Annotated in this window: 21 protein-coding genes; 8 read left to right on the top strand and 13 right to left on the bottom strand. The window is 72.7% G+C overall.

Annotated elements, in window-relative coordinates; translation table 11 throughout:
• Positions 1-34: 34 nt before the first annotated feature.
• A complete protein-coding gene (locus O7616_RS05340) occupies positions 35-2920 on the bottom strand; it encodes a hypothetical protein (RefSeq protein ID WP_282305845.1) in 2886 nt (961 codons plus the stop codon).
• Entirely contained in the window at positions 2917-4710 is a 1794-nt protein-coding gene (locus O7616_RS05335) for an HSP90 family protein (RefSeq protein WP_282305844.1), read from the bottom strand. Before O7616_RS05335 ends, O7616_RS05340 begins: the two co-directional genes overlap by 4 nt.
• A 118-nt stretch (positions 4711-4828) precedes the next feature.
• Here O7616_RS05335 and O7616_RS05330 point away from each other — a divergent pair, with 118 nt between their 5' ends.
• A complete protein-coding gene (locus O7616_RS05330; RefSeq protein ID WP_282305843.1) occupies positions 4829-6040 on the top strand; it encodes an MFS transporter in 1212 nt (403 codons plus the stop codon).
• Positions 6041-6067: 27 nt separating this feature from the next.
• Here the strand turns inward: O7616_RS05330 and O7616_RS05325 are convergent, their stop codons facing one another.
• Positions 6068-7225 (bottom strand): FAD-dependent oxidoreductase, encoded by a 1158-nt coding sequence (locus tag O7616_RS05325; RefSeq protein ID WP_282305842.1) that lies wholly within the window; start codon positions 7223-7225, stop codon positions 6068-6070.
• 106 nt (positions 7226-7331) lie between these two features.
• Here O7616_RS05325 and O7616_RS05320 point away from each other — a divergent pair, with 106 nt between their 5' ends.
• From O7616_RS05320 to O7616_RS05310, 3 genes are all read left to right on the top strand, one after another.
• A complete protein-coding gene (locus O7616_RS05320; RefSeq protein ID WP_282305841.1) occupies positions 7332-7913 on the top strand; it encodes a TetR family transcriptional regulator in 582 nt (193 codons plus the stop codon).
• Positions 7914-7982: 69 nt separating this feature from the next.
• The gene (locus O7616_RS05315; RefSeq protein ID WP_282305839.1) at positions 7983-8531 is read left to right on the top strand and encodes a SigE family RNA polymerase sigma factor; all 549 of its coding nucleotides are present in this window, start codon (positions 7983-7985) and stop codon (positions 8529-8531) included.
• The gene (locus O7616_RS05310) at positions 8528-9709 is read left to right on the top strand and encodes a hypothetical protein (RefSeq protein WP_282305838.1); all 1182 of its coding nucleotides are present in this window, start codon (positions 8528-8530) and stop codon (positions 9707-9709) included. Before O7616_RS05315 ends, O7616_RS05310 begins: the two co-directional genes overlap by 4 nt.
• Before the next feature lie 75 nt (positions 9710-9784).
• On the opposite strand, the gene O7616_RS05305 is transcribed toward O7616_RS05310, so the two are convergent.
• The 4 genes from O7616_RS05305 to O7616_RS05290 form a co-directional block, all read right to left on the bottom strand.
• Entirely contained in the window at positions 9785-10687 is a 903-nt protein-coding gene (locus O7616_RS05305) for a sulfurtransferase (protein ID WP_282305837.1), read from the bottom strand.
• A gap of 108 nt (positions 10688-10795) precedes the next feature.
• Positions 10796-11563, bottom strand: a complete 768-nt coding sequence (locus O7616_RS05300; protein ID WP_282263493.1) for an SGNH/GDSL hydrolase family protein — start codon at positions 11561-11563, stop codon at positions 10796-10798.
• 190 nt (positions 11564-11753) lie between these two features.
• Positions 11754-12923 (bottom strand): hypothetical protein, encoded by a 1170-nt coding sequence (locus O7616_RS05295; protein WP_282305836.1) that lies wholly within the window; start codon positions 12921-12923, stop codon positions 11754-11756.
• Complete coding sequence (locus tag O7616_RS05290) at positions 12920-13450, bottom strand: SigE family RNA polymerase sigma factor (RefSeq protein ID WP_282305835.1); 531 nt, start codon at positions 13448-13450, stop codon at positions 12920-12922. The genes O7616_RS05295 and O7616_RS05290 overlap by 4 nt, the downstream gene beginning before the upstream one ends.
• 169 nt (positions 13451-13619) lie before the next feature.
• On the opposite strand from O7616_RS05290, the gene O7616_RS05285 reads away from it, so the two are divergent.
• The 4 genes from O7616_RS05285 (at position 13620) to O7616_RS05270 (ending at position 17021) form a co-directional block, all read left to right on the top strand.
• Entirely contained in the window at positions 13620-15389 is a 1770-nt protein-coding gene (locus O7616_RS05285; protein WP_282305834.1) for a proline--tRNA ligase, read from the top strand.
• A 56-nt stretch (positions 15390-15445) separates the two neighbouring features.
• A complete protein-coding gene (locus O7616_RS05280) occupies positions 15446-15871 on the top strand; it encodes a CBS domain-containing protein (RefSeq protein ID WP_282263496.1) in 426 nt (141 codons plus the stop codon).
• 65 nt (positions 15872-15936) lie between these two features.
• Positions 15937-16365, top strand: a complete 429-nt coding sequence (locus tag O7616_RS05275; RefSeq protein WP_282305833.1) for a SufE family protein — start codon at positions 15937-15939, stop codon at positions 16363-16365.
• Between the two features lie 20 nt (positions 16366-16385).
• Entirely contained in the window at positions 16386-17021 is a 636-nt protein-coding gene (locus tag O7616_RS05270; RefSeq protein WP_282305832.1) for a DsbA family oxidoreductase, read from the top strand.
• A gap of 103 nt (positions 17022-17124) precedes the next feature.
• Here O7616_RS05270 and O7616_RS05265 read toward each other — a convergent pair whose 3' ends face one another.
• The 6 genes from O7616_RS05265 to O7616_RS05240 form a co-directional block, all read right to left on the bottom strand.
• Positions 17125-17673 (bottom strand): YbaK/EbsC family protein, encoded by a 549-nt coding sequence (locus O7616_RS05265; RefSeq protein ID WP_145778307.1) that lies wholly within the window; start codon positions 17671-17673, stop codon positions 17125-17127.
• Positions 17674-17768: 95 nt separating this feature from the next.
• Positions 17769-17963: a hypothetical protein gene (locus O7616_RS05260; RefSeq protein ID WP_282263502.1), complete on the bottom strand. Its 195-nt coding sequence runs from the start codon at positions 17961-17963 to the stop codon at positions 17769-17771.
• Positions 17964-18000: 37 nt separating this feature from the next.
• A complete protein-coding gene (locus tag O7616_RS05255) occupies positions 18001-18783 on the bottom strand; it encodes an NAD(P)H-binding protein (RefSeq protein WP_282305831.1) in 783 nt (260 codons plus the stop codon).
• Between the two features lie 114 nt (positions 18784-18897).
• A complete protein-coding gene (locus O7616_RS05250; RefSeq protein ID WP_282305829.1) occupies positions 18898-19551 on the bottom strand; it encodes a GAP family protein in 654 nt (217 codons plus the stop codon).
• A 51-nt stretch (positions 19552-19602) separates the two neighbouring features.
• Positions 19603-20994, bottom strand: coding sequence for an MFS transporter (locus tag O7616_RS05245; protein WP_282305828.1), 1392 nt, complete (start codon positions 20992-20994; stop codon positions 19603-19605).
• Between the two features lie 58 nt (positions 20995-21052).
• The gene (locus O7616_RS05240) at positions 21053-21313 is read right to left on the bottom strand and encodes a hypothetical protein (protein ID WP_282263507.1); all 261 of its coding nucleotides are present in this window, start codon (positions 21311-21313) and stop codon (positions 21053-21055) included.
• Between the last annotated feature and the right edge of the window lie 1901 nt (positions 21314-23214).

Genomic DNA, 23214 nt, shown 5'->3' with positions numbered 1-23214 from the left:
GCCGTTGAGCACACCTCGGCGCGGGTCGGCGCACTCAGTCGTCGTCCGGGTCGAGGTCGTGTTCCGTTCGCAGCGCGGCGGCCTCGGCGGGCCGGTCCAGCAGATCCAGGGCACGGGCCAGCAGCCAGGCCGTCTGGCGGACCGGCCGCGAGTCGGCCGGCAGCCCACCGAGAACCCGTCGCAGGAGCGGCTCCGCCTCCGCCGGCCGGTCCAGCCGGAGCAGCAGCTCACCGGCGAGGATCTCCACCTGGGCGGCCTCACCGAAAGCCTCGATCGACCGTAGTCGGTCGGGCACCCCGTCCAGCCGGGCCAGCGCCTCGTCCGGCCGGTTCTCGGTGGTCAGCACCCGCGCCCCGACCTCGGCGACCATCGCCAACTCGTACGTGACCGGTGGCTCCGGCTGCCCGGTCAGCGTCACCGCCAGCGCGTCCGCCTGCTCGACGGCACGAGTGGCCGCGGGCCGGTCGTCCGCCCAGAACCAGGCGTACGCCTCCCGTCGGCGGGCCCGCAACTCATCCAGCGGCAGGTCACCGAGCCGGTACGCCTCGGCGGCTGCGGCGAACCGCTCCGCGCCCGCCGCGTCCCGGTCCGCGTCGTAGAGGATGCCCCCGGCCTCCTCCAGCACCTGCCCCCGGTACGGGAGGTTGTCCGGACCATCAAGGTTGTGGGCCAACTGCTCCAACAGGCTCAGCGCCGGGTCGATCTCGCCCAGCCGGGCGTACACGCCGGCCAGCAGGTGCCGGCACCGGTCCGCCTCGGCCTGGGCACCGAGCCGGTCGAGACCGAGGACGGCCTCCTCGGCCACCTCGGCCGCCTCGCCCAGCCGACCCACCACCCGGTACGCGTTCGCCAACTCCCACCGCAGGAACGCGTCCCCCTCGGCACCCCGCTCCACGCAGAGCGTCACCGCCTCGACGAAGTCGTCCACCGCGTCGTCGGCGCGACCGGCGGCGAGCAACGCGCGGGCACGGGCGACGCGAACCGCCAACTCCGCGTCCGCCGGTGCCGACGCCAGCGCCTCGTCGCAGGCGGCCACCGCCTCGGCCGGGTCGTCCACCGTCCGGGCGTACGCCAGGGAGGCCGCCGTGACCAGCTCGCCGACGCCCACCTCCCGACCGAGCCGACGCGATTCGGCGGCGGCGGCTCGCGCCTCCTCGAAGCGTTCCGACTGCTCCAACACGTGCGCTCGGTGCAGCGCGACCCGGGCCGCCAGGTACGGGTCGCCACCCGCGTCGGCGGGCACCCGGTCCAGCGCCGTGAGCGCCTCGGCCCAGCGCTCCTGGTGGAGCAGCGCCAACGCCACCCGGTGGTGGGCGGCGGCCCGCTGCCGGGCGTCGCCGTCGCGGTCCAGCACCTCCGCGGCCTTCCGGACCAACGCCACCCCCTCGTCGGCGTCGTCGGACCGGGCCAGCAGCACGCCGAGCCGCCCGGCGACGACCTGGGCGGACAACTCGTCGCCCGCCGTCAGGTACAGGTCCAGAGCCGATCGGTTCGACTCGATCGCGCCGGGCAGGTCGTTGTCGTCGCCGTGCTGGGCGGCCCGCAACGCCATCCGCTGGGCGGCGGTACGCGCAGGCAGGTCGACCGAGCCGAACCGCTCGTCGTACGCGGCCAGCGCCGCCCGGAACGTGATCTGGTCGTGCCGACCCCAACTCTGCTCGGCGAGGTCCAGCAGCTCGTCCGGCCCGGCGTCGGCGGGCACCGTCGGTGCGGGTGTCTCGACGACACCGGCGCGCGTCGCGTCGCCGGCCGGAGAACCCTCGCCGACCGGAGTGGTCGACTCACCCGCGCTCGGGCGGGGCGGGCGTCGGCGGACACTCGCTGACAACGGCAGGTGTTCTGCGCTCGGCCGCACCGCCAGCCGACGGGCGATCCACTCCGACTGGTGGGTGCTGCCGTTGCGGGCGTCGAAGCGCTCGGCCAACTCGGTAGCGGTCCGCGTCAGCTCGTCGGCGAGCACCGACGCCGACACCTCGCCGCCCGGTCGGCCCTCGGCGGCGCGGCGGTAGACGGTAGCCGCGCCGCCCTGACCGGCCTGGCGCAACGCGGCGGCGGCCGTGGCGGCGAAGTGCATCGCGGCGGCCGGTGACGGTGCCCGGTCCAGCCAGTCCAGGTGCCGTTCGACCAGCTCCACCGCCCGCGCCTCGTTACCCGTCAGCGTGCAGAACTCGACGTGGTCGCCGATCTCCCACAGATTGGCGAGGTTGCCACGCAACCGGCGGTACGCCTCCCGGTGCGCGTCCCGCGCCGACTCGTCCCGCCCGGTGCGCAGGTACGGCGGGAGCAGCGCGGTGAGGATGGCCTGCGGCTGCTCGGTGCAGGTGAGCCGACCGGCGAGCACCGGTTCGGCCAGCGCGACGGCCTCCGCGTCCCGCCCGTTGTCGGCGAGGTAGACCACCTGGCTGGTGGGGTCGCAACCGGCGCAGTCGGAGAGGTCGTCGCGCGGGGTGGTCTGCCAGAGCCGGTACCAGTGCGCGGCCTTCTCGGTGTCGCCCACGTGGTCGGCGACCCGGAACCGGTGCTTGTGGACGGTCTGCAGGCTGTGCCCACCGGCCCGGTAGCGGCGTTCCATGTCGTCCAACACCGCGTACGTGCGGTCGAGGGGCACCTCGGGGAAGTTCAACAGACCGGTGATCATGTACTTGAAGTGCCAGAGCAGGTTGTGCGCGTGACGCTGGTGGTAGGGCTGCGGGTCACTGTCGAACTCGGACAGACACCGAGAGAAGGTCACGAAGGACTTCGCCGGCTCACCGCCGTAGATGTAGCCGGTGGTGGCCTGCATCCGGGTGACGAAGGCAAGGTGCCGGTCGTCGGCGGCGTCCACCCGGCGCAGCAACTGCTCGAGCGCGGCGATCTGCCCCGCCCCGTACGGCATGTCGGAGATGCCGCGCAGCGCCCGCCACAGGTCCTCGTCGCTCATGCTCGCTCCTGTCCTGGCACGGCCCGGCCGAGCAGGCCGAGGAAGGAATCGTTGAGCAGCGCCGCGTCGGCGGCGCGGATCGGATGGTGGCCGAGCAGCAGCGCCTGGCCGTACAGCGCCTCGACGGCGAGCCCCACCAGGTCCGGGTCGGCCAGCGCGGTGACCCGGCGGACCAACGGGTTGCGGTGGTTGAGCACCAACTGCGGACGGTCCGGCGGCGCGGTGGCGGCGAGCGCATCGAGGACCCCGCCCCACAGTTCGTCGGCCCGGTCCCGGCTGGCCGCCAACTGGTCGTTGAACGCCGCCGACCTGCTGACCAGGTAGAGCGCGGGCAGCGACACCGGGTCGTACGCCCGGATCACCACCTCGCAGCCGGACCGTTCGACGGCCCGCTGCGCGGCGGTGAGGAACGGCCGCAGCGCCAACTCCACCTGCGGGTCGAGCGCGTCGAAGCGGGTGGTCAGGTCGCTCGGCTCCAGCCGTTCGATGAGCACCGAGCGGTCCACCGCCGGCAGTCGCTCGATCAGCTCGGTGTCGTACGTGTAGCCGCCGTTGACGACCGCCAGGTCCTGTGCGGCGGCCACCGCGGCGAGCTGACGGAACTCGTCCAGGCTCGCCGCGTAGCGGAGCACGCCGTGGCGCTCCCGGAACTCGGCGAGGGTGAGCGTGCCGACGTTGGTGTCCATCGGCCACCACCTGTCGACCAGTCGGAGCATCTCGTCGTCGTGCAGCGCCAGCGCCTTCACACCCAGGTGGTGCACCTGGAGGAACTCGGCCAGCCGGTGCGGGTCGTGCCGGGCCAGCCGGACCAGCCAGCCGCGTACCTGGTCGCCGAGCGCCTCCCGGGTCGCGGTCAGCAGGGTGTCCTCGTAGAGGGCCTCCCGGCTGGCGGTGGGGCGCAGCTCGGTGGCGTCCACCACGCAGTGCGCGAAGAACGCCCAGTCCGGCAGCAGCCCGTCGGCGTGCTCGGTGAGCAGCATGCGCTTGAGGTAGACCCGGTGCCCGGCACGGGCGGCCGGGTTCACCGGTGCGGGCAGGATGACGGCGACACCGGTCAGCCCGGCCTCCGGCACGGTCAGGGGCAGCACGTCGAACGGGTCGACGCCGAGCGTCTCCCGGGCGTACGCGACGAGTGCCGCCCGGTCGACCGGCGCGCCGGGGGTGGTCGGCCAGGGCGGCTCACCGGTGGTGGTGACCACGTCGCCGACCCGGACGGTGACCGGCAGCAGCGCACCGAAGAGGCGGGCCAGGTCGGTGACGGTCGGGGTGGTGAACCACTGGTCGGCGTCGCGGCGGGGCACCAGCGTGACGGTGGTGCCCGGTTCGGCGCGGGCGGCGTCCGGCGGTGCGAGGCTCACCGCGTACCGGCCGTCGGCGTACCCGGTCCAGTGCACGGTGGGGTGGTCGCCGTTGCGGGTCGACACCTGGATCTCGTCGGCGACCAGGAAGCAGGAGAGCAGGCCGATGCCGAACTGGCCGAGGAACTCGTGCCGGGAGAAGCCGAGTTCGTCCCTCTTGGAGCTGCGGCCGATGGTGGCCAGCAACTCGTGCACCTGCGCCTCGGTCAGACCGATGCCGGTGTCGTGCACCCGCAGCGTGCCGTCGCCGGTGGTCTCCGGAGTCTCGATGCGGACCAGGGCGGGCGCGTCCGGCTCGGTCGAGCGCCGCGCGGTGATCGCGTCCACCGCGTTCTGCAGCAGCTCCCGCACGTAGACCCGCGGACTGCCGTAGAGGTGGTGGCTGAGCAGGTCGACCACGCCACGGAGGTCGACCTGGAAGGTGTGGTCCACGCGTTTCTCCCCGGTCCCGACATGCCGGCGCCCACCGTACCGATGATCACCGACACGCGCGTCCCCCTTTCGCCCGGCGGCTTGACCCTCGACCCGGTCGAACCCGCACGGTCGCCGGATGACCTCCACAGCTCTGGGCCGGGACTTCCGGCTGCTCTGGTCCGCCGCCGTCTCGTCGCGGTTCGGGGACGCGCTGCATACCCCCGCACTGGCCCTGCTGGCCGCGGCGGTGACCCGCGATCCGCGGATCATCGCGGCGGTCACCGTGGCGGGTCAGGTGCCACCGCTGCTCTTCGGCCTGCTCGGCGGCGTGTACGCGGACCGCTGGGACCGTCGTCGGACGATGGCAGTGGTCGACGGGGTACGCGCCGCCGTGGTGGCGGCACTGGCGGTGGCGGTCGTCCTCGACCGGGCCGACGTCCTGGTGTTGCTGGTGGTGGCGTTCGTCCTCGCCACGCTGGGCACTCTCTTCGACTCGGCCTCGTTCGCCCTGCTTCCCGCGCTGGTGCCACCGGACGCGTTGCCCCGGGCGAACGGTCGACTGCAGGCGGGGTCCGCGGTGGCCGGGGGCTTCCTCGGGGCACCGGCCGCCGGTGTCCTCTTCGCCGCCGCACCGGCCCTCCCGTTCGCCCTCGACGCCGTGACCTTCGCGGTGGCCGCGCTGCTCGTGCTGGCCCTGACCCCGACGCCGGTGGCGGTCCCGCCGACGCGGCCCGGGGCACGACGTGGATCGGTGTGGGGGGAGATCGTCGAGGGGCTGCGCTGGCTGCACGGGCACCGGACACTGTGGCGGGTCACGGTGCTCGCCGCCGCTAGCAATCTGGCGATCAGCGGGATGATGGCCGTGCTGGTGCTCTACGCGCTGGACGTGTTGCGGGTGCCACCGGCCGGGTACGGCCTGTTCGCCGCCGCCGCCGTCGTCGGGGGCCTGGCGGGGGCGCTCGGGGCCGGTCGGCTCGCCGCCCGACTCGGCACGGTCCGGGCGTTGGGCGTGGTGCTCGCCGCGGAGACCGTGGCGTTGACCGGGTTCGCGCTGGCCCGACATTCGGTGCCGGGCGGCTTCGCGTTGGCCGTGTTCGCCGCCGGCACCGTGGTGTGGAACAGCCTGTGGGCGTCGTACGGGCAGCGGAACGTGCCGGGCGGGCTGCTCGGCCGGGTCGGTGCGGCCCAGCGGATGGTCGGTCTGCTCACCGCGCCGGTCGGCGCGACGCTCGCCGGGTTGGCCGCCGCCGCGTTCGGCACGGTGCCGGTGGTGGGCGCGGCCGCGGGTGTGTTCGCGCTGGTCACCGTCGCGGCGTGGTGGGCTCTACGGCCGGTCCCACCGGCCTAGCTCACCGGCTCGGCTCGGCGGCCGGGGTCACCGGCTCAGCTCGGCGGCCGGCTCCCGGTGGGACAGGCCGGACAGGCGCAACGCGATCCGCCGCCGGACCGGTGGCATCGCACCGATCAACCGGAGCAGCACGTCACGGGCCGGCCGGCGGGCCGGGGAGACGGTGGCCAGCCGGGTCAGCCCGGCGGCGAAGCTCATCACGTCCTCGGCCATCGGTCGCTGCCGCGTGGTGTAGTCGTCGAGCAGCGAATCCGGGCCACCGTCGAGCACGTCGGCCAGCGCGGTGCCGACGGCGACCGCGTCGCAGATCCCGAGGTTCATGCCCTGCCCGCCGGCCGGGCTGTGCACGTGCCCGGCGTCCCCGGCCAGCAGCACCGATCCGGATCGGAACGTGTCGGCGATCCGGTGGTGCACCCGGAACCGGGAGCCCCAGAGCACCTCGGTGACCAGGTCGGGCCGTCGCGTCGGGCCACGTTCGTCGAGCAGCGCCTGAAGGTAAGCCCGGTCCGGGGCGGGTGGGGCGGCCGCCACGGCGGCGACCAGTCGGACCACCCCGTCCGGCAGCGGCGCCCAGATCAGCGGGCCGGGGCGGGCGAGGAAGAGAGCCGCCTCGTCGCGCGGCAGGACGCTTCGCACCCGTACGTCGGCGAGCACGAAGGACTCCTCGTCGGTCGGGCCGGTGAAGCCGATGCCGGCCGCCTGCCGCACGGTGCTGTGCAGGCCGTCCGCGCCGACGACGAACCGGGCGCGCACCGGTTCCCCGTCGACCTGGGCGAGCACCCCGTCGCCGGTGTCGTGCAGCCCGGTCAATCGGCTTGGTCGTCGCACCTGGACGCCGAGGTCGGCGAGCTGCCCCGCGAGCACCGCCTCGGTCACCGCCTGGGAGACCAGCAGCGCGTAGGCGTAGCGGGACGGCAGCTCGTGGAACGGCACCGTCAGCAGCACCCGGTCCCGGTCGCGCACTGTGAAACGCGGCGTCCGCACCGCCTGGGCGATCAACGGCGCCGCCGCGCCGATCCGGTCCAGCACCTCCAGGGTGTACGCGTGCACGACCGCCGCGCGGGATGTCGTCGGCGGCTCGGCCAGCTGGTCCAGCACTGTCACGTCGACCCCGCGCCGAGCCAGCGTCAGAGCTGCGGCGAGGCCGGTGGGCCCGGCACCCACCACCAGGACGTCGGTGTTCATCGCCACCTCCAGACGATCGATGCCAACACTTGTTGGCAAACGCTTGTTGGCGACGTTAGGACCCTGCTCATTGCGTGTCAACAGTTGTTGGCATACGGTCGTTGACATGACAGTGCCCGCTCCGCCGACCCCACCCCGCCGATCGGACGCCACCCGGGCGGCGATCCTGCGCGCGGCCCGGGAACGATTCGCGGCGGACGGCTACGAACGCGCCACGATCAGAGCCGTCGCCGCCGACGCCCAGATCGACCCGTCGATGGTCATGCGCTACTACGGCAGCAAGGAAGGGCTCTTCGCGGCGGCCGCCGAGTTCGATCTGCGCCTACCCGACCTGACCCCGATCCCGCCCGACGAGCTCGGCGAGACGCTCGTCCGGCACTTCCTCAGCCGGTGGGACGGCGACGAGACACTTGTGGCGCTGCTGCGGGCCGCCAGCACCAACCCCGGTGCCGCCGAACGGATGCGCGACATCTTCGCCAACCAGCTCACCGCGGCGGTGGCCGCCTTCGGCACCGACCCGACCACGACCGCCCGCCGTGCCGGGCTGGTGGCCAGTCAGGTCCTCGGCCTCGCCTTCACCAGGTACGTCGTCCGCCTGCCGCCCATGGTGGACATGCCACCGGAAGACCTGGTCTCCTGGGTCGCACCGACTCTTCAGCGCTACCTGACCGGAACACCGGGAAGCTGACCCAACCTTTTCCCTCCCCCCGTGCGTCTGGCAGGTGACGCGCATCGGGACGGCCGGGAAGGAGGGCGGATGGCACCCAGGGGTGACGACGGGCGCGACGGCTACCTCGCCTTCGTGGAGAGCCACCAACACCGGCTGCTCCGCGCGGCGTACCTGATCTGCGGCAACCGCCACCAGGCCGAGGACCTGCTCCAGGACGCCCTGCTGAAGCTGGCGCTGCGCTGGGGATCGGTCCGTAACGCCGACCCCTCCGCGTACGTGCGGGCCATCCTCTACCGCGACTCGGTGTCGTGGTGGCGTCGCCGACGGCGGGAGTGGCTCAGCGCCGCACCGCCGGACCAGGTGGCCCACGACCGGGACGGCGCGTTGCGGCTGACGTTGCACGACGCGTTGGGCCTGCTGCCCCCACGGCAGCGGGCCGTGCTGGTGCTGCGCTACTACGAGGATCTGACCGAGGTCGCCACCGCCGAGGCACTCGGGGTGACCGTCGGCACCGTGAAGAGCCAGTGTCACGCGGCGCTACGTCGACTCCGCGAGGTCGCCCCGGACCTCGCCCGGGACACCCGACCGAGCCAGGGCTCGGCCGACCTGGCCACCGGTCTGGAGGTGAACCCGTGAACGAGCAGGACCTGCGCCGACTGATGACCGTCAGCGTCGAGGACGTGCTGCCCAGCCGACCGGCCACCGCCGGATGGGAGCGGGCTCGCCGCACCCGCCGTACCCGAAGGGCCGTCGCGGCGGCGGCGCTGGCCGTGGCGCTCGTCGGCGGTGGCACGGTGGCCGCCCTGCGCTCGTCCGCCGATCCGCCGCCGGTCGTTCCGGTGGCCCCGACCGTCGAACCCACCCACTCCGGCCCGGTCCAGCGACCACCCGACGATCTGACCTACCTACCCGACCCGTTGAACCGGCTCGGCAGCCCGGCGACGGTGCCGCTCTCCGAGCGGCCGGTCCAGCGGGCACGGGCGCTGTTCCAACCGGTCGACGAGGAGAACCGCGCGAACGGGCCGGTCCGGGTTCTCGGCGACGACGGCGTGGTGCGCAGTCTCGACGTGGTGACGCCGGCGCCCACCCGGGACGCGAGCGGCAACGAGGCACTCGCCGTGAAGCCGGGAGTGCTGTCGCCGGACGGCCGATCGGCCGCGTTCGCCCAGAACGACGAGCTGATCATGGTCGACCTCACCACGGCGGCCGTCCAGCGAATACCGCTCGAGGGATACCTGGAGTTGGTCGTGTGGGCGCATGACCGGGTGCTGGTCGGAGGCGACGACCGGACGTACGCCGTGGACCGGGCCACCGGGGTCGCCGACCGGATCGACGTGTCGGCCTGGGTCGTGGCCGCACCCGACCCGGAGGCCGGCCGCGAGGCGGCGCTGATCGAGATGATCGGCGAACGGGACGCCCTGAAGCTGCGCAGCAGGACAGCCCGCGAGGCGGACATCCGTTCCGAACAACCCGTCACCCGCGGTGCGCTGCCCTCGCCGTACGCGATCAACGAGTTCTACGGCCGGGGCTGGCTGCACGGCGAGCGGTTGGCCAGCGCGGCGTGGATCACCAGCAGTGAGATCGACGGCGCCGAGGGGGTGGCCGTGCTGGACGCACGGACCGGCGCCGTGTCCCATCTGCTCGACCTGGGCCGGGATCGGGCCAAGGGCTGCTGCGAGGTGCTGGGCTGGGACAACAAGGGCTCGGTGCTCCTCCGGCTGGAGCCGGCTGCCCTGGCCCGCTGGAACCCGGAGACCGGCGAGATCACCGGCATCGTCCGCGACCTGCGTGGGGCGATAGCACTCGCCGGCTGACGGCCGTCCCCGCGCGACCGGGGCAATCGCGCGGGGACGGCCGTACGGCTCCTACGGCGAGGCTGCCGAACCCGCTCAGGCGGCGAGGCCGCCGGGCTGGTCGCCCTTGACCACAGGTGCCCGGACCAGGTTGCCCCACTCGGTCCACGACCCGTCGTAGTTGCGCACCTGCGGGTAACCCAGCAGGTGCCGCAGCACGAACCAGGTGTGGCTGGACCGCTCACCGATCCGGCAGTACGCGATCACGTCGTCGTCCGGGCTGAGCCCGAGCTGGTCGGCGTAGATCGCGCGCAGCTCGTCGGCGGACTTGAAGGTGCCGTCGTCGTTGGCGGCCGACTTCCACGGCTTGCTCACGGCACCGGGGATGTGCCCGCCACGCAGCGCGCCCTCCTGCGGGTAGTCCGGCATGTGCAGCGTCTCGCCCGTGTACTCGCCCGGCGAACGCACGTCGACGAGCGGCCGACCGGCGGCGATGTGCGCCATGACCTGCTCACGGTAGGCCCGCAGCGGCGCGTCGTCGCGCAGCGGCACCGGGTAGTCGGCGCGCGGGCGAGCCGGCTTGTCGCGGGTCACCTCGCGGCCCTCGGCGATCCACTTCTGCCGACCGCCGTCGAGCAGCCGCACGTCGGCGTGGCCGAAGAGCGAGAACACCCAGAGGGCGTACGCGGCCCACCAGTTGAAGTTGTCGCCGTAGAAGACGACGGTGTCGCCCCGCCCGATGCCCTTCGCGGCACACAGCTCGGCGAAGCTCTTGGCGTCCAGGTAGTCCCGGGTCACCTGGTCGTTCAACTCCAGGTGCCAGTCGACCTTCACGGCACCGGGAATGTGGCCCGACTCGTAGAGCAGCACGTCCTCGTCGGACTCGACGACGACGAGGCCCTCGTCGCCCAGGTGCTCGGCCAGCCACTCGGTGGTGACCAACCGTTGCGGGTCCGCGTACGACTGGAGGCGGGGATCGGGATCGCTCGGCACAGACATGATCCCCAAACTACGCCGCGTCGCGGCCGCACGGCCTGCCATCGGGGATCGGGAACGACACATGTGGCCGGGAACGCTAACCCGGAGCCGGTCGTTCTGTTCCGAGGATCAGTCGACGATCGGCCCGAGCAGCGGGCGCTTGGCCGTCACCGTGTCGCCGGATGACCGGCCGGTGAGCCGCCTCCGCACCCACGGCGCGAGGTGCTGACCGGCCCACCGCAGGTCGGCGGCGCGGGCGGCCAGCCACGGCGACGGGGCCGGGTGCGGAGGAACCATCAGCCACTCCTCGTCGCAACCCACCCCCAGCGCGTTCAACACCTGCCCCGCGACCCGCCGGTGACCGGCGGCGGAGAGGTGCAGCCGGTCGGTGCTCCAGAGCATCGGGTTGAGGAAGGTGTCGTCGGCGTACAGGTCGACCATGATCGCGCCGTGCCGCTCGGCGGTCTCACCGACCGCCTGGTTGAGCAACTGCACCCGGGGAGCGACGAGGCGCTGACCGGGCAGCCGGGCCATCACGTCGGCGAACCGGAACAGCAGCACGTCGGCGCCGCCGGAGCGCAGTTGCCGGACCACCTCGTCGAAGCGGGCCACCAGGGTGTCCGGGTCGAAGGTGCGACGCAGCACGTCGTTGCCACCGGCCGCGAAGCTGATCAGGTCAGGCTTCATCGCCACCGCCGCGGGCACCTGCTCGGCGACCACGCTGGGGAAGAGCCGGCCGCGGATGGCCAGGTTCGCGTACCCGAAGTCGGGGCCGGCCTCGGCGGCGAGCCGGGTCGCCACCAGGTCCGCCCACCCCCGATAGGTGCCGTCCGGGTACGCGTCGTCCATCCCCTCGGTGAAGCTGTCCCCGACCGCGACAAAACTGCGCCAGCGCACCCGCGCCCCCTCACGCCATTCGTTGCCTGCGGCGACCAGTCTGTCACCGCGTGCCCGGCGACGAGTGCCGCCAACCCGACGACGTGGCGCACGTCATCGATACCGCGCGCTGGCTGGCCCACCTCACCGTCGACCGGTCGTCAGCGGGATGACCGCCGCCGGGTAGCGGCCATCCCACCGACGACACCGGTCAGCCCAGCGCTGTGAGGATCTGCATGTTCCGGAGGCTGGCCGGCTCCGGCTGCTCACCGACCTTCTTCCCGTTCTCGTCGACGAGGAGCAGGGTGTAGCCGTCGTTGCCGCGTAACCGAACCACCATCGAGCCGTCCGGCTGGAAGAAGACCTGTCGCATCTGCCGGCCGCCCAGCGGCAGAGTGACGGCCTTGCCGGTCCGGGTGTCCAGGACGGCGTTCGCGATCAGGTCACGGCCGGCGTCCCCGTAGGTCTCGCTGTCACGGTCGATCCGGAACAGTGCCAGCCGTCGGCCGTCTGGTGACAGGCTGGCGATGTCGAAGCAGACGTATTCGCTGCTCTTGCCGCCGAGGCCGGGGATGGTGCGCCGGTCGGCGCCGGTCCGGTCGGTGATGACCACCCCGCCCGACGTGCCGTCGGCGAAGGCCAACGTGCCGTCGGCGGCCCAGACGGCGTGGCAACCGTCGAAGACGGGCAGCTCTGAGTACGCCCCCGACGACACGTCCAGCAACCGTGCACCAGCCGACGCACCGGCCGCGGGGTTGAGTCGTACGGTCAGTTGCCGGGAGTTCGGCGACCAGGCGGGCGATCCGCAGTTGTTGTCGGCCCCTTCGCCCAGCTTCCGTCGCCCCGAACCGTCGACGTCCGCGACCCAGAGGTCGCCGTTCTCCTCCACCCACGCGGCCCGTCGACCATCCGGCGAGACGGTCGCGTTGGTGAGGGCCGCGACGAAGGGAAGGTCGAGCAGTCGGTCGGGAGTCTTCCCGGGCTGCCACGAAAGGAGATGACCGGTTGCCGGGTACTCGCCGTCGGAGCTCGCCGGCCCGTACACCAACCGGCCGAAGGTGACTGTCGTCCCCGCCGACCCCTCCGGTGGCGGGGCCACCGGAGAATTCTTGGTCGGTGGTGGCGTGGGGTCCGGTGGGGGCGACGGGGTCGCCGTGACCGACGGGCTGTCGGCGGGCAGCGGGGGCGGGGACTGGTCGGGTCGGATCGCGAAGGCGGTGCCGGCCGCCGCCGCGATCAGCACCAGAGCGGCTGCCGACGTGGCCACCGCCCGTTGGATACCGAGCCTTCGGGACGTACGCAGGGTCCGGTCCCGCAGGTCGACCACGGTGACCTCCTCGGCCAGCTCGACCAGATCGAGCCGGAGGCGCTGGTCGTTCATCGGGTGCTTCCTTCCAGGACGTACAACTCGGCGAGTTCGGGTGCGACGACGCGCAACCTGGCCAGCGACTTGGCCGTCTGGCTCTTCACGGTGCCGACGGTGACGCCGAGCAGGTCGGCGGTCTCCACCTCGGTGCGGTCCTCGAAGAACCGCAGCACCAGCACGGCCCGCTGTTTCGGGGAGAGCTTCGCCAGCGCGGCCCGCAGGGTGAGCCGCAAACTGGTCTGCTGGGCGTGGTCCGGGCCCGAGTCGCCTCCGCGTGGCTCGGGCAGGTCGCCCGGCATCGACTCGGGTACCCGGCGACGCCGCCACCAGGAGACCTGCAGGTGGTACATGGTCTTGCGGGTGTACGCCTCGGCGTTGCCGCTGTGGTGCAGCCGGTTCCAGGACCGGTGCGTACGGGCCAGGGCCGACTGGACGAGGTCCTCCGCCAGGTGCTGGTCGCCGGTGAGCAGGTAGGCCGAGCGCAGCAACGCCGGCGTGCGAGTACGGACGAACGAGTCGAACTCACTCAGTAGAGGGTCCACACGGGCCGATCCTTCGGGTAGTGAGCTGGGGGTGATGTGCTGCCTTCCCTGACGCGAGCCGGCGCGACGATGGTTGCCGCCCGCGACGCCCAGGTTCACGTCACCGGAATCGCCCCGGCACGTCCGAATTGGTTCGCCCGGCCGGTCGGCTCGGCCCTAGGCTGCGCCCATGCTGCTACGCATGTCGACCCTGTTGCTGCGGACCCTGCGCGAGGATCCGGCCGACGCGGAGGTGCCGAGTCATCGGCTGCTGCTGCGCGCCGGTTACATCCGTCGCGCCGCGCCGGGCGGCTACACCTGGCTGCCGCTGGGCAAGCTGGTGCTGGACCGGATCACCGAGGTGGTCCGCGACGAGTTGGTGGCGATCGGCGACCAGGAGGTGCACTTCCCGGCGCTGCTGCCCGCCGAGCCGTACCGGACCAGCGGCCGGTGGACGGAGTACGGCGACGACATCTTCACCCTCGCCGACCGGCGCGGCGCCGAGCACCTGTTGGCACCCACCCACGAGGAGATGGCGGCTCTGCTCGTCAAGGATCTGTTCACGTCGTACCGGGACTTCCCGGTGACACTGTTCCAGGTGCAGACGAAGTTCCGGGACGAGGCCCGACCCCGGGCCGGTGTGCTGCGCGGCCGGGAGTTCCTGATGAAGGACGCGTACTCCTTCGACCTGGACGACGCGGGGCTGCGCGACGCGTACGCGCGGCATCGCGTCGCGTATCAGCGGATCTTCGACCGGTTGGGTCTGGACTACACGGTGGTGCACGCGATGTCCGGCACGATGGGCGGCTCCGCGTCGGAGGAGTTCCTGGCGACGACACCGGTCGGCGAGGACACCTACGTCGGTTGCACCGCGTGCGACTACGCGGCGAACACCGAGGCGGTGACCACCCGGGCACCCGCCGCTGGTGATCCGAGCGCGCAGCCTCCCGTCGAGGTGCACGACACACCGGAGACGCCGACGATCGCCGGCCTGGTGGAGTTCGCGAACGCCCGTCGGTTGGGCGGCCGGGACGGCTGGACCGCCGCCGACACGCTGAAGAACGTCGTGCTGTCCGTCAGCCAGCCGGGCGCGGACTGGGCCGAGCTTCTGGTGATCGGGCTGCCGGGTGACCGGGAGGTCGACCTCAAGCGGGTCGAAGCCGCTTTGCACCCGGCCCACGTGGCCGTCTTCGAGGAGTGGGCCGAGCATCCCGAGTTGGTGCGCGGCTACATCGGGCCGCAACTGCTCGACAAGTTGGGCGTCCGTTACCTGGTCGACCCTCGGGTGGTGACCGGCTCGGCGTGGCTGACCGGGGCGAACGAGCCGGGCCGACACGCGACCGACGTGGTCTGCGGGCGGGACTTCACGCCCGACGGCACGATCGAGGCGGCCGAGGTGCGCGCCGGCGACCCCTGCCCGACCTGCGACGACGGCGAGCTGACCATCCGGCGGGGCATCGAGATCGGGCACATCTTCCAACTCGGCCGCCGGTTCACCGACGCCTTCGCGGTCGACGTGCTCGGCCCGGCCGGCAAGCCGGTCCGGCCCACCATGGGTAGCTACGGCATCGGGGTCTCCCGGGCGGTGGCGGCGGTCGCCGAGCAGCACCACGACGACCGTGGGTTGGCCTGGCCGGCAGTGATCGCGCCGTGTGACGTACACCTCGTGGTTGCGGGCAAGGGCCCGCAGCTCGACGCGGCGCTGGAGCTCGGCGGACGTCTCGCCGCCGCCGGCCTGCGGGTGCTCGTCGACGACCGCACGCACGTCTCGGCCGGGGTCAAGTTCACCGACGCCGAGCTGATCGGCATCCCCCGGGCCGTCGTGGTCGGCCGCCGACTCACCGAGGGGTACGTCGAGCTGCGCGAGCGGGCCGGCGACGGACGCTCCGAGCTACCCCTGGAAGGGCTGGTGGAGCGGCTTGTCCACGAGGTACGCCAGGAACGTGGAAACCTGGTGTAGCTGCCGCGTCACAGGGTAGTGCTGTCGGATCGGTGGAAACGTCTTCGGAGGCTCTCGTGACCGAATACCGGGTCAGTGACGTGATGACCAAACAGGTCGTGTACCTGCCGGTCGAGACCACCCTGGACGAGGCGGCCAGGGTGATGAAGGAGGCGGACATCGGCGACGTGGTGGTCACCGACGGCGCCAGCCTCGCCGGGATGCTCACCGACCGTGACATCGTGGTGCGGGCCGTGGCGGAGAACAGCTCCCCCGCGGCCACCACCATCGGCTCGATCGTCACCCGCGAGGTCGTCATGATCGAGCAGCACTGCACGGCGGGTGAGGCGGCGGCGCTCATGCGGGACCGGGGCATCCGACGGGTGCTGGTCTGTGACAGCGATCGCAAGCTGGTCGGGATCGTCTCGCTCGGCGATCTGGCCATGCAGCTCGACCCCACCAGCGCGCTCAGCGAGATCAGCGAGCAGTCACCCACCGTCTGACGCCGGTCGGGTCGGCCCGGTCGGCTTGTGCCAAGGGCTCCGCACGACGGCGGTAGCCTCGACGCATGGCTGACATGCCGGCCCGACTGGCCGAGATCGTCGACGAGTTCGCCGCCGCCCCGCGCGACCTGGTGCTGGAGATGCTCCTGGAGTACGCGGACGTCATCCCGGTGCTGCCGGAGGGCACCGTCGAGCGCGAGGGCATGGAGCAGGTGCCGGAGTGTCAGACGGCGTTCTTCCTGCGCGCCAAGGTCACCTCGGAGGGCACCGTGACGACGATCTTCGACTGCCCGCCGGAGGCACCGACCACCCGGGCGTTCGCCGGGATCCTCGCCGAAGGGCTGGCGGGTGCGAGCGCCGAGCAGGTGCTGGCCGTGCCGGACGACCTCTACCAGCGAATGGGCCTGGCGCAGGCGATCAGCCCGCTGCGGATTCGCGGCGGCACGGCGATCCTGGGCCGGCTGAAGCGCCAGGTGCGGGAACAACTCGGCTGACCGCGAGGTTCCTTCCGATCATGGAGATCGAGATCTACGCGGACGTCATCTGCCCGTGGTGCTACATCGGCAAGCGCCGCCTGGACGAGGCCCTCGCCGGTTACGAGGGCGAGGTGACGGTCCGTTACCGGCCGTTCCAGCTCGACCCGTCGCCGGTACCCGAGCCGCTCCCGCTGGTGGAGGCGCTGGCCGGCAAGTTCGGCGGCCCGGAGCGCGCCCGGCAGATGATCGCCCACGTGACCCAGGTCGCGGCGGGTGACGGCCTGCGGCTGGACTACGACCGTGCGGTGATCGCGAACACCTTCGACGCGCACCGGTTGGTCTCGTACGCCACCGACCGGGGTCGGGCGGCCGAGATGGTGGAGGCGCTCTACCAGGCGCACTTCAACAACGGCATCGACGTCGGCTCCCGGGAGGCGCTGGCCGCGCTCGCCGGTGACATCGGCCTGGACGCGGCCGACGCACGACGGTTCCTCGACTCCGACGAGCGCGTCGCCGATGTCGAGGCCCAGCTCGCCACCGCCCGGGACCTCGGCATCACCGGCGTGCCGATGTTCGTCCTCGCCGGGAAGTACGCCGTCTCCGGTGCGCAGGAGGTGCAGACGTTGCTCGCCGCGATCGCCGAGGTCGAGCAGCGCGAGGCCGCAGCCCACTGAGCGGTCACAGCACCCGGCACCCGGCACCCGGCACCCGGCACCCGGCACCCGGCACCGATGATCACGATGTTTCACGTGCAACGACATCGATGCCGGTGGCTGGTCAGGCCGGCCTGGCCAGCCCCTCCACCACCTGAGCACCGGGCAGCGCGCCCAACGCCGGCCCCGGCAGTGCGATCTTGCTGTGCCGTACGCCGGAGCCGATGATCACGTGTGGGGTGGCGATCACCCGCGAGTCCACCAGGATCGGCCACTGCGCCGGCAGCCCGATCGGAGTGATGCCGCCGTACTCCATGCCGGTCAACTCGACCGCGTCGGCCATCGGCGCGAAGCTCGCCTTCCGCACGTCGAGCGTCCGGCGGGCCACCCCGTTCACGTCGGCCCGGGTGGTGGCCAGGACGATGCAGGCCGCGTACCGCACCACGCCGTCACGCTTGCCCGCCACCACCACGCAGTTGGCCGACACGTCCAGCCCCACCTCGTACGCCTCGCAGAACGCGGCCGTGTCGGCGAGGTCGGCGTCGATCGGCGCCACCAGCACGTCGTTGACGTCCACCGGGGCGTCGGCGGGCCACTGTGCGATGGCCTCCGCCACCGGCGGGGCCAGCAGGTCGAGGCGGGCGCGGGCCGGTTCGGTCTTCAGCGTTCCCATCACGGGTGCGATCCTCGCATCCGTGCTGCCGAACCGCCCGACGGCTCCCGGGCCGTCCCGCGACACCACCGGCCCGGGCCGGACCGCCCCGGTGCTCAACTGCCGGCGAGGAACGCGTTGTCGCGCATGAAGGAGCGGTCGCGAGCGGCCGCCAACTCCTCCTCGCGCCGGGCCCGGGCCCGTTGCAGCTCAAGGTCCTCCATCGCGTGCCGGACACCCAGCCGGATCACGCCGTAGAGGAAGACGAAGCCGAAGACGTAGAGGATCACCGTGGTGACGACAACGAACATGGCGTCACCGTAAAGCGAACGTGAACCGTTGTTGCTCTCATTTCCGGCCGGTTCCCCCGTACGTGTCAGCGAGGTGATCGGCCCAGGTACGGACGCCCCGGGGCAGTGCCTCGGTGACGAGACCACCGGCGCGCAACTCGCGACCGAGCCGCCCGGGGATCCGTACCGGCAGCAGCGGTCGGCGCGAGCCCCGGGCCGCCCGCCAGGCGCGCACCGCCTCGTCGAAGCGAAGCACCTGCGGGCCGCCGTACTCCTCGATGCCGCCCAGCGGACCGGCGACCAGCCGTGCCGCCAACCGCGCCGCCACCTCGCCCGGGTCGACCGGTTGGGCGAGCACCGCCCGGTCGCCGATCACCGGTCCCAGCCGTGAGCTGGATTTGAGCAGGTCGTCGAGGAACTGCGGGAACTGGGTGGCCCGCAACACCGACCACGGCACCGGTCCGGCCGCGACCACCTGCTCGGCGGAGAGTTTGTGCCGGTAGTACGGGATCGGTACTCGATCCACCCCGACGATCGAGATGTAGACGAGGTGCCCCACACCGGCGGCGCCGGCGGCCACCACGAGCCGCCGGGTGCCCAGCACGTCCACCTGGTAGGTCTGCCCGCCCTGCGGAGCGGACGCCAGGTGCAGCACGGCGTCCACCCCGGACACCGCCTCGTCCAGCCCGTCGCCGGTCACGAGGTCCGCCACCACCCACTCGACGTCGGAGCCGGTACGCGGTTGCCGGCTGGTGGCCCGGACGGTGACCCCGTCGTCGTGCAGCCGGGCGAGCACCGCACGCCCGAGACGACCACCCGCTCCGGTGACCAGAACCCTCATCTCGTCCTCCTCGCTCCGGCCGCGAGTCGCGGCACACCGTTTCGATCGATGAGCCGTCGGCCCACTCGGTGTCGACGGCACAAGCGGTACTCCCGTGACCGGGTGTGCGGCGGCTCACCCGGAGCGGACCAGGTCCAGCACGGTCAGCAGTGCGAAGAACGCGATCACGATCTCGTTGACGATCCAGGCGTGCCCCTCGGCCCATTCCCGCATCCGGGTCAGCACCCGTGCCGCCTTGTCTCCGAGCAGCAGCAACGCCAGCAGGGGCACGGCGAGCAGGAGCACGGTGACCAGCACGAACGGCACCAGGTGCCACCACGGCAGGTTGTGCCGGGCCACGCTCGCGCCGACGGCGGCCATGGTCAGGTCGTCGGTGGGTGTCACCACGAAGAGCAATGCGCCCAGCCGCATCGCCTGCCGGGGCTCGGCGCGCTCGATGCTGCCCAACCATCTCGGTGGACCGGACCGGTCACGGCGTACCCACACCACCGCGGCCAGGCAGACCAGCAGCACGAGGACCACGAGGTCGATGGCGGGACCGCGGTCGATCTTGCCGGCGGCGGCGCTGGCGTCGGCGGCCAGGCCGCCCACCCAACGGGTCAACAGCCAGCTCACCGTAACCCCGGCCGTGACGACCAGCCCGGCGCCGCCGAGGAAGGCCAGCGACGCCGCCCGGGGCCGGTTCGACGAGGCGAGGAAGACCGCCACGACCAGTTGGGACCCGGCGACCATCACCACGGCGAGCGGCAGGATGGTCAGGAGGTTCATCGCCCGTCATCCTTCCGGCCCGACCGGCTCGGATGCGGCCGTTTCCCCGGATCACCCGAGCGGTCGGGTGCTCCCGCCCACCACGACGCGGCCGGCCAGCAGCGCCCCGAGCAGGGCGAGGCCCGCCGCCACCACCAGGGTCGCCGTGTAACTGGCCGGGCCGGGAGCGCTACCCGCCGCCAGCACGGCCCCGGTCAGCGCCAGCACGGTGGCCGCGAAGAGAGAGTCGCCCAGTTGCAGCGACGAGCTGTTGCGGCCCTGCTCACCCGGGGCGGACAACTCCAGGGTGAGCACCGACAGCGACGGGTAGAGCAAACCCATGCCGAGACCGGCGACCGCCCAGCCGACCACCGCGACGGTCACCGGCAGCTCCGGCCGGACGGCCAACGCCACCGTTGCGGTGCCGACGGTGATGCAGGTCAAGCCCGCGCGCGGCAGGCTGGCCCGGGAGGCCGGCACCGGAATCCGGCCCTGCAACCAGGAGCCCACCGACCAGGCCAACGCCCCGACCGTGAGGACCAGCCCGGCCGCGGTCGGCGAGAGGCCCCGCTCCCGGGAGAGCATCAACGGGATGACGACCTCGGCGCCCACGAACGCCGCCGACGCCAGACCACGCAATCCGACGACGGTAGGCAGCCCGCGAGCGGCCCGGAGGAACCCGGCCGGCAGCAGACGCGGGGCGCAGACCAGCAGACCCACCACGGCGACCACGATCAGCACCAGGGCGGAGACGTCGCGCTGCTGACCCCCGATGTGCAGCAGTGCGGCGCTCACCGCGGCGCCGAACGCCCAGACGATCCGCGCCGCCGCGCCGGCCGGCGGACCGGTCGTCACGCTCCGGCCCAGCGACCGAAGGCCCGGATGGATCAGCAGGACCGCCGGCACGGCCACCGCTGGGACCGCCAGGAACACCCACCGCCAGCCCAGGTACTGCACGATCAGGCCCGCGACCGCGGGCCCCACCAGCGACGGTACGACCCACGCCGCAGCGAACGCCGCGAAGATCTTCCGGTGCAGGTCCTGCGGGTACGCCTGCCCCACGATCACGTAGAGCGCCACCGAGAGCAGCCCGGAGCCGAAACCCTGCACCGCCCGCCCGACGACCAGCGCGCTCATCACGGGGGCGGTCCCGGCGATCAGCAGACCGACCACGAACCAGGCGACGCCGTGCCACATCGGCCCCCGAGGTCCCCGTGCGTCGCACCAGATACCGGACACCACCATGGCCAACACACCCGTGGCGAACGATCCTCCGAACGCGATCCCGTACAGCGCCAGCCCGTCCAGGCTGCGGGCGACGGTGGGCATCGCCGTACCGACGGCCAACGCCTCGAACGCGAGCAACGAGATCAACGCGACGCTGCCCACGGTCATCGCCCGCAGTCGGGGCGCGAACAGCCCCGGTGCTGCGGGTGCGGCTGTGGCTGTAGGTGTGGTCGACATCCAGCGAGGATGCGACCTCAACCCTGATTCATGTCAAACCCTGGTGATCCGGCTCTCGTCAGGCGTCCTGCAACGCCTCCCCAACCCCGCGCACGAGGCCGGAAAAATGTTGGTCGGCCAGGAGGTGACCGGCGGTGATCACCAGGGCGATCGGCCACTCGATGACCTGGAGCGCGGCCAGCGCCCCGAGCCCCGCGTAGTAGACGATCTTGTCCGGTGGTGGTACCGCCACCTCGCCCAGCATCGGCAGGTCGACCCGTCGCTGATACATCTGGACGTTCTCGCGCGAGCCGTTGAGGTGTCGCGTCAGCGTGCTCATTCCGGCCTCCCCGTGTCCGGTGATTGTCGTCGGATTCCACACCCCACCCCGTCCATGCCCCGGCCTCGGCGGAAAGTTGCGCCACTGGCGGGGCATAACGGACGGCAGGTCGGGAAGCCAGGCCGCCGGACGCGAGGCGGTGGGAGGACTAGATGGCCGGCGTGCCGCACCTGTTCGGCGAGGCGGCGCGGACCGTCAACTCGGCCGCGACCAGGCTGGCCCGGACCGTCGGGCTGAGCCGTCGTCGGGTCTGGTCGCGGCCGGGCCGGCACCACATCGAGGTCCACGGCGTGTGCCAGGACGGCGGCAACCGGCTGGCGCGCCAGGTGGAGGACGCGCTGGAGCGGATGCCGGGAGTGGCCTGGGCCCGGGTCAACGCCCCGTCCGGCCGGGTGGTGGTCGCCGTCCAGAACCCCGAACCGGCGATGCGTGACCTGATCGCCACGATCAGCCGGGTCGAGCAGACCTGCGACCACGAACCCGATCCGGAGATCCCGCCGCCGCACCCACCGGAGGAGGGGCCCCGAACTCCGCGCACCCTCGGCGGCCTCGCCTCGGACGCGCTGGGCCTCACCATCTCGGCGGCCACCCGGATCCTGCCGTTCGCGCCGCTGCCCGGGGAGGTTTCCGGCCTGCTGGCCGCTGTGGATCTACAGCCGAAGCTGCACGAGTTCGTCGGCAAACGGCTGCGCTCCGACCCCCGCGCCGACATCCTCTTCCCCCTGGCCGAGGCGGTGGTGCAGGGTTTGACCGGTCGCTGGACCGGGATCGTCCTGGACGGCGCCCAGCGGGTGGTGCAGTGGGGCGAGGCGCGGGCTCAACTCTCCGCCTGGGAGCGCGCCGAACCACGGCTCACCGGTCACCCGGACCGCGCGACGGCCCGCTGGCCGGTGATCGACCGCCCTCGTCCGAAGCCGGACGGCCCCGTCGAGCGGTACATCAACAAGATGCTGGCCGCGGGCGCGGCCGCCGGGGCGGCGGCGATGCCGTTCGCCGGGCCCAAGCGGGCCACCGCGCTGGGCCTGGCCGCCCTTCCCAAGGCACCCGGTAGCGGGCGCGAGGGGTACGCCGCCCAACTCGGTTGGATGCTGGCCCGGCGTGGCGTGATCGCCATGGACCGCAGCGTGCTGCGGGAACTGGACCGGATCGACACGCTCGTGCTGGACGCGGCAGTGCTCGGCTCGGACCGGGGCGTACTGGCCGATCTGGCCCCGGCGACCGGAGCGGACGTCGACCAGGTGGCGGAGCGGGCCTTCGCGCTGTTCGACCCGGACCACCCGGCCGCGTCCCGCACCGCCGACGACTGGCGGCTCGGACCGCTGGACCAGATGCCCGCGAACGACGGTGCTGACATCCCGGACGGCGACCGGCTGCGGGCCGCCGGGGGTCAGCTCCTCGGTCTGCGACACGGGGACCGGCTGGCCGCGCTGTTGCGGGTCGAGCCGGAACCCGCGCCCGGTGTCGACGGCCTCCCGGCCGCCGCCCGCAGGGCCGGCCTGCGGCTGGTCGTCGCCGGTGGGGACGAGCAGCGGTACGCCTTCGCCGACGCGCTGCTGCCCGGCGGCGACCGGTTGACCGAGTCGGTACGCGCGTTGCAGCGGGACGGCGCGGTGGTGATGGTGGTCTCCGCGGACCGCAAGGCGCTCGGCGCGTCCGACTGCGGTCTCGGGTTCACCACCGCCCCGGACGAGTTGCCGCCGTGGGGGGCGCACCTGCTGGTCGGCGGCGACCTGCGGGTGGTGGCCCTGGTGATCGAGGCGACCGGGGTGGCCCGGCGCTTGGCGAAGCAGAACATCCGGCTGTCCATGGCCGGCAGCGGTCTCGGTGCGCTCGGCGCGTTCACCGCCCCACCGACGCAGTTGCCGCACAAGGCGCTGGTCGCCGTCAACGGTGCGGCCGGG

Source organism: Micromonospora sp. WMMD964 (genome assembly GCF_029581455.1).
Lineage (GTDB): Bacteria > Actinomycetota > Actinomycetes > Mycobacteriales > Micromonosporaceae > Micromonospora.
This window is presented reverse-complemented; position numbering and strand designations above follow the sequence as displayed.

What these genes read in the sequence shown, in the direction of transcription:
- O7616_RS05340 (WP_282305845.1), bottom strand. Translation starts at nt 2,920, where the DNA reads ATGAGCGACGAGGACCTGTGGCGGGCGCTGCGCGGCATCTCCGACATG.
- O7616_RS05330 (WP_282305843.1), top strand. Translation starts at nt 4,829, where the DNA reads ATGACCTCCACAGCTCTGGGCCGGGACTTCCGGCTGCTCTGGTCCGCC.
- O7616_RS05325 (WP_282305842.1), bottom strand. Translation starts at nt 7,225, where the DNA reads ATGAACACCGACGTCCTGGTGGTGGGTGCCGGGCCCACCGGCCTCGCC.
- O7616_RS05320 (WP_282305841.1), top strand. Translation starts at nt 7,332, where the DNA reads ATGACAGTGCCCGCTCCGCCGACCCCACCCCGCCGATCGGACGCCACC.
- O7616_RS05315 (WP_282305839.1), top strand. Translation starts at nt 7,983, where the DNA reads ATGGCACCCAGGGGTGACGACGGGCGCGACGGCTACCTCGCCTTCGTG.
- O7616_RS05305 (WP_282305837.1), bottom strand. Translation starts at nt 10,687, where the DNA reads ATGTCTGTGCCGAGCGATCCCGATCCCCGCCTCCAGTCGTACGCGGAC.
- O7616_RS05295 (WP_282305836.1), bottom strand. Translation starts at nt 12,923, where the DNA reads ATGAACGACCAGCGCCTCCGGCTCGATCTGGTCGAGCTGGCCGAGGAG.
- O7616_RS05285 (WP_282305834.1), top strand. Translation starts at nt 13,620, where the DNA reads ATGCTGCTACGCATGTCGACCCTGTTGCTGCGGACCCTGCGCGAGGAT.
- O7616_RS05275 (WP_282305833.1), top strand. Translation starts at nt 15,937, where the DNA reads ATGGCTGACATGCCGGCCCGACTGGCCGAGATCGTCGACGAGTTCGCC.
- O7616_RS05270 (WP_282305832.1), top strand. Translation starts at nt 16,386, where the DNA reads ATGGAGATCGAGATCTACGCGGACGTCATCTGCCCGTGGTGCTACATC.
- O7616_RS05265 (WP_145778307.1), bottom strand. Translation starts at nt 17,673, where the DNA reads ATGGGAACGCTGAAGACCGAACCGGCCCGCGCCCGCCTCGACCTGCTG.
- O7616_RS05260 (WP_282263502.1), bottom strand. Translation starts at nt 17,963, where the DNA reads ATGTTCGTTGTCGTCACCACGGTGATCCTCTACGTCTTCGGCTTCGTC.
- O7616_RS05255 (WP_282305831.1), bottom strand. Translation starts at nt 18,783, where the DNA reads ATGAGGGTTCTGGTCACCGGAGCGGGTGGTCGTCTCGGGCGTGCGGTG.
- O7616_RS05250 (WP_282305829.1), bottom strand. Translation starts at nt 19,551, where the DNA reads ATGAACCTCCTGACCATCCTGCCGCTCGCCGTGGTGATGGTCGCCGGG.
- O7616_RS05245 (WP_282305828.1), bottom strand. Translation starts at nt 20,994, where the DNA reads ATGTCGACCACACCTACAGCCACAGCCGCACCCGCAGCACCGGGGCTG.
- O7616_RS05240 (WP_282263507.1), bottom strand. Translation starts at nt 21,313, where the DNA reads ATGAGCACGCTGACGCGACACCTCAACGGCTCGCGCGAGAACGTCCAG.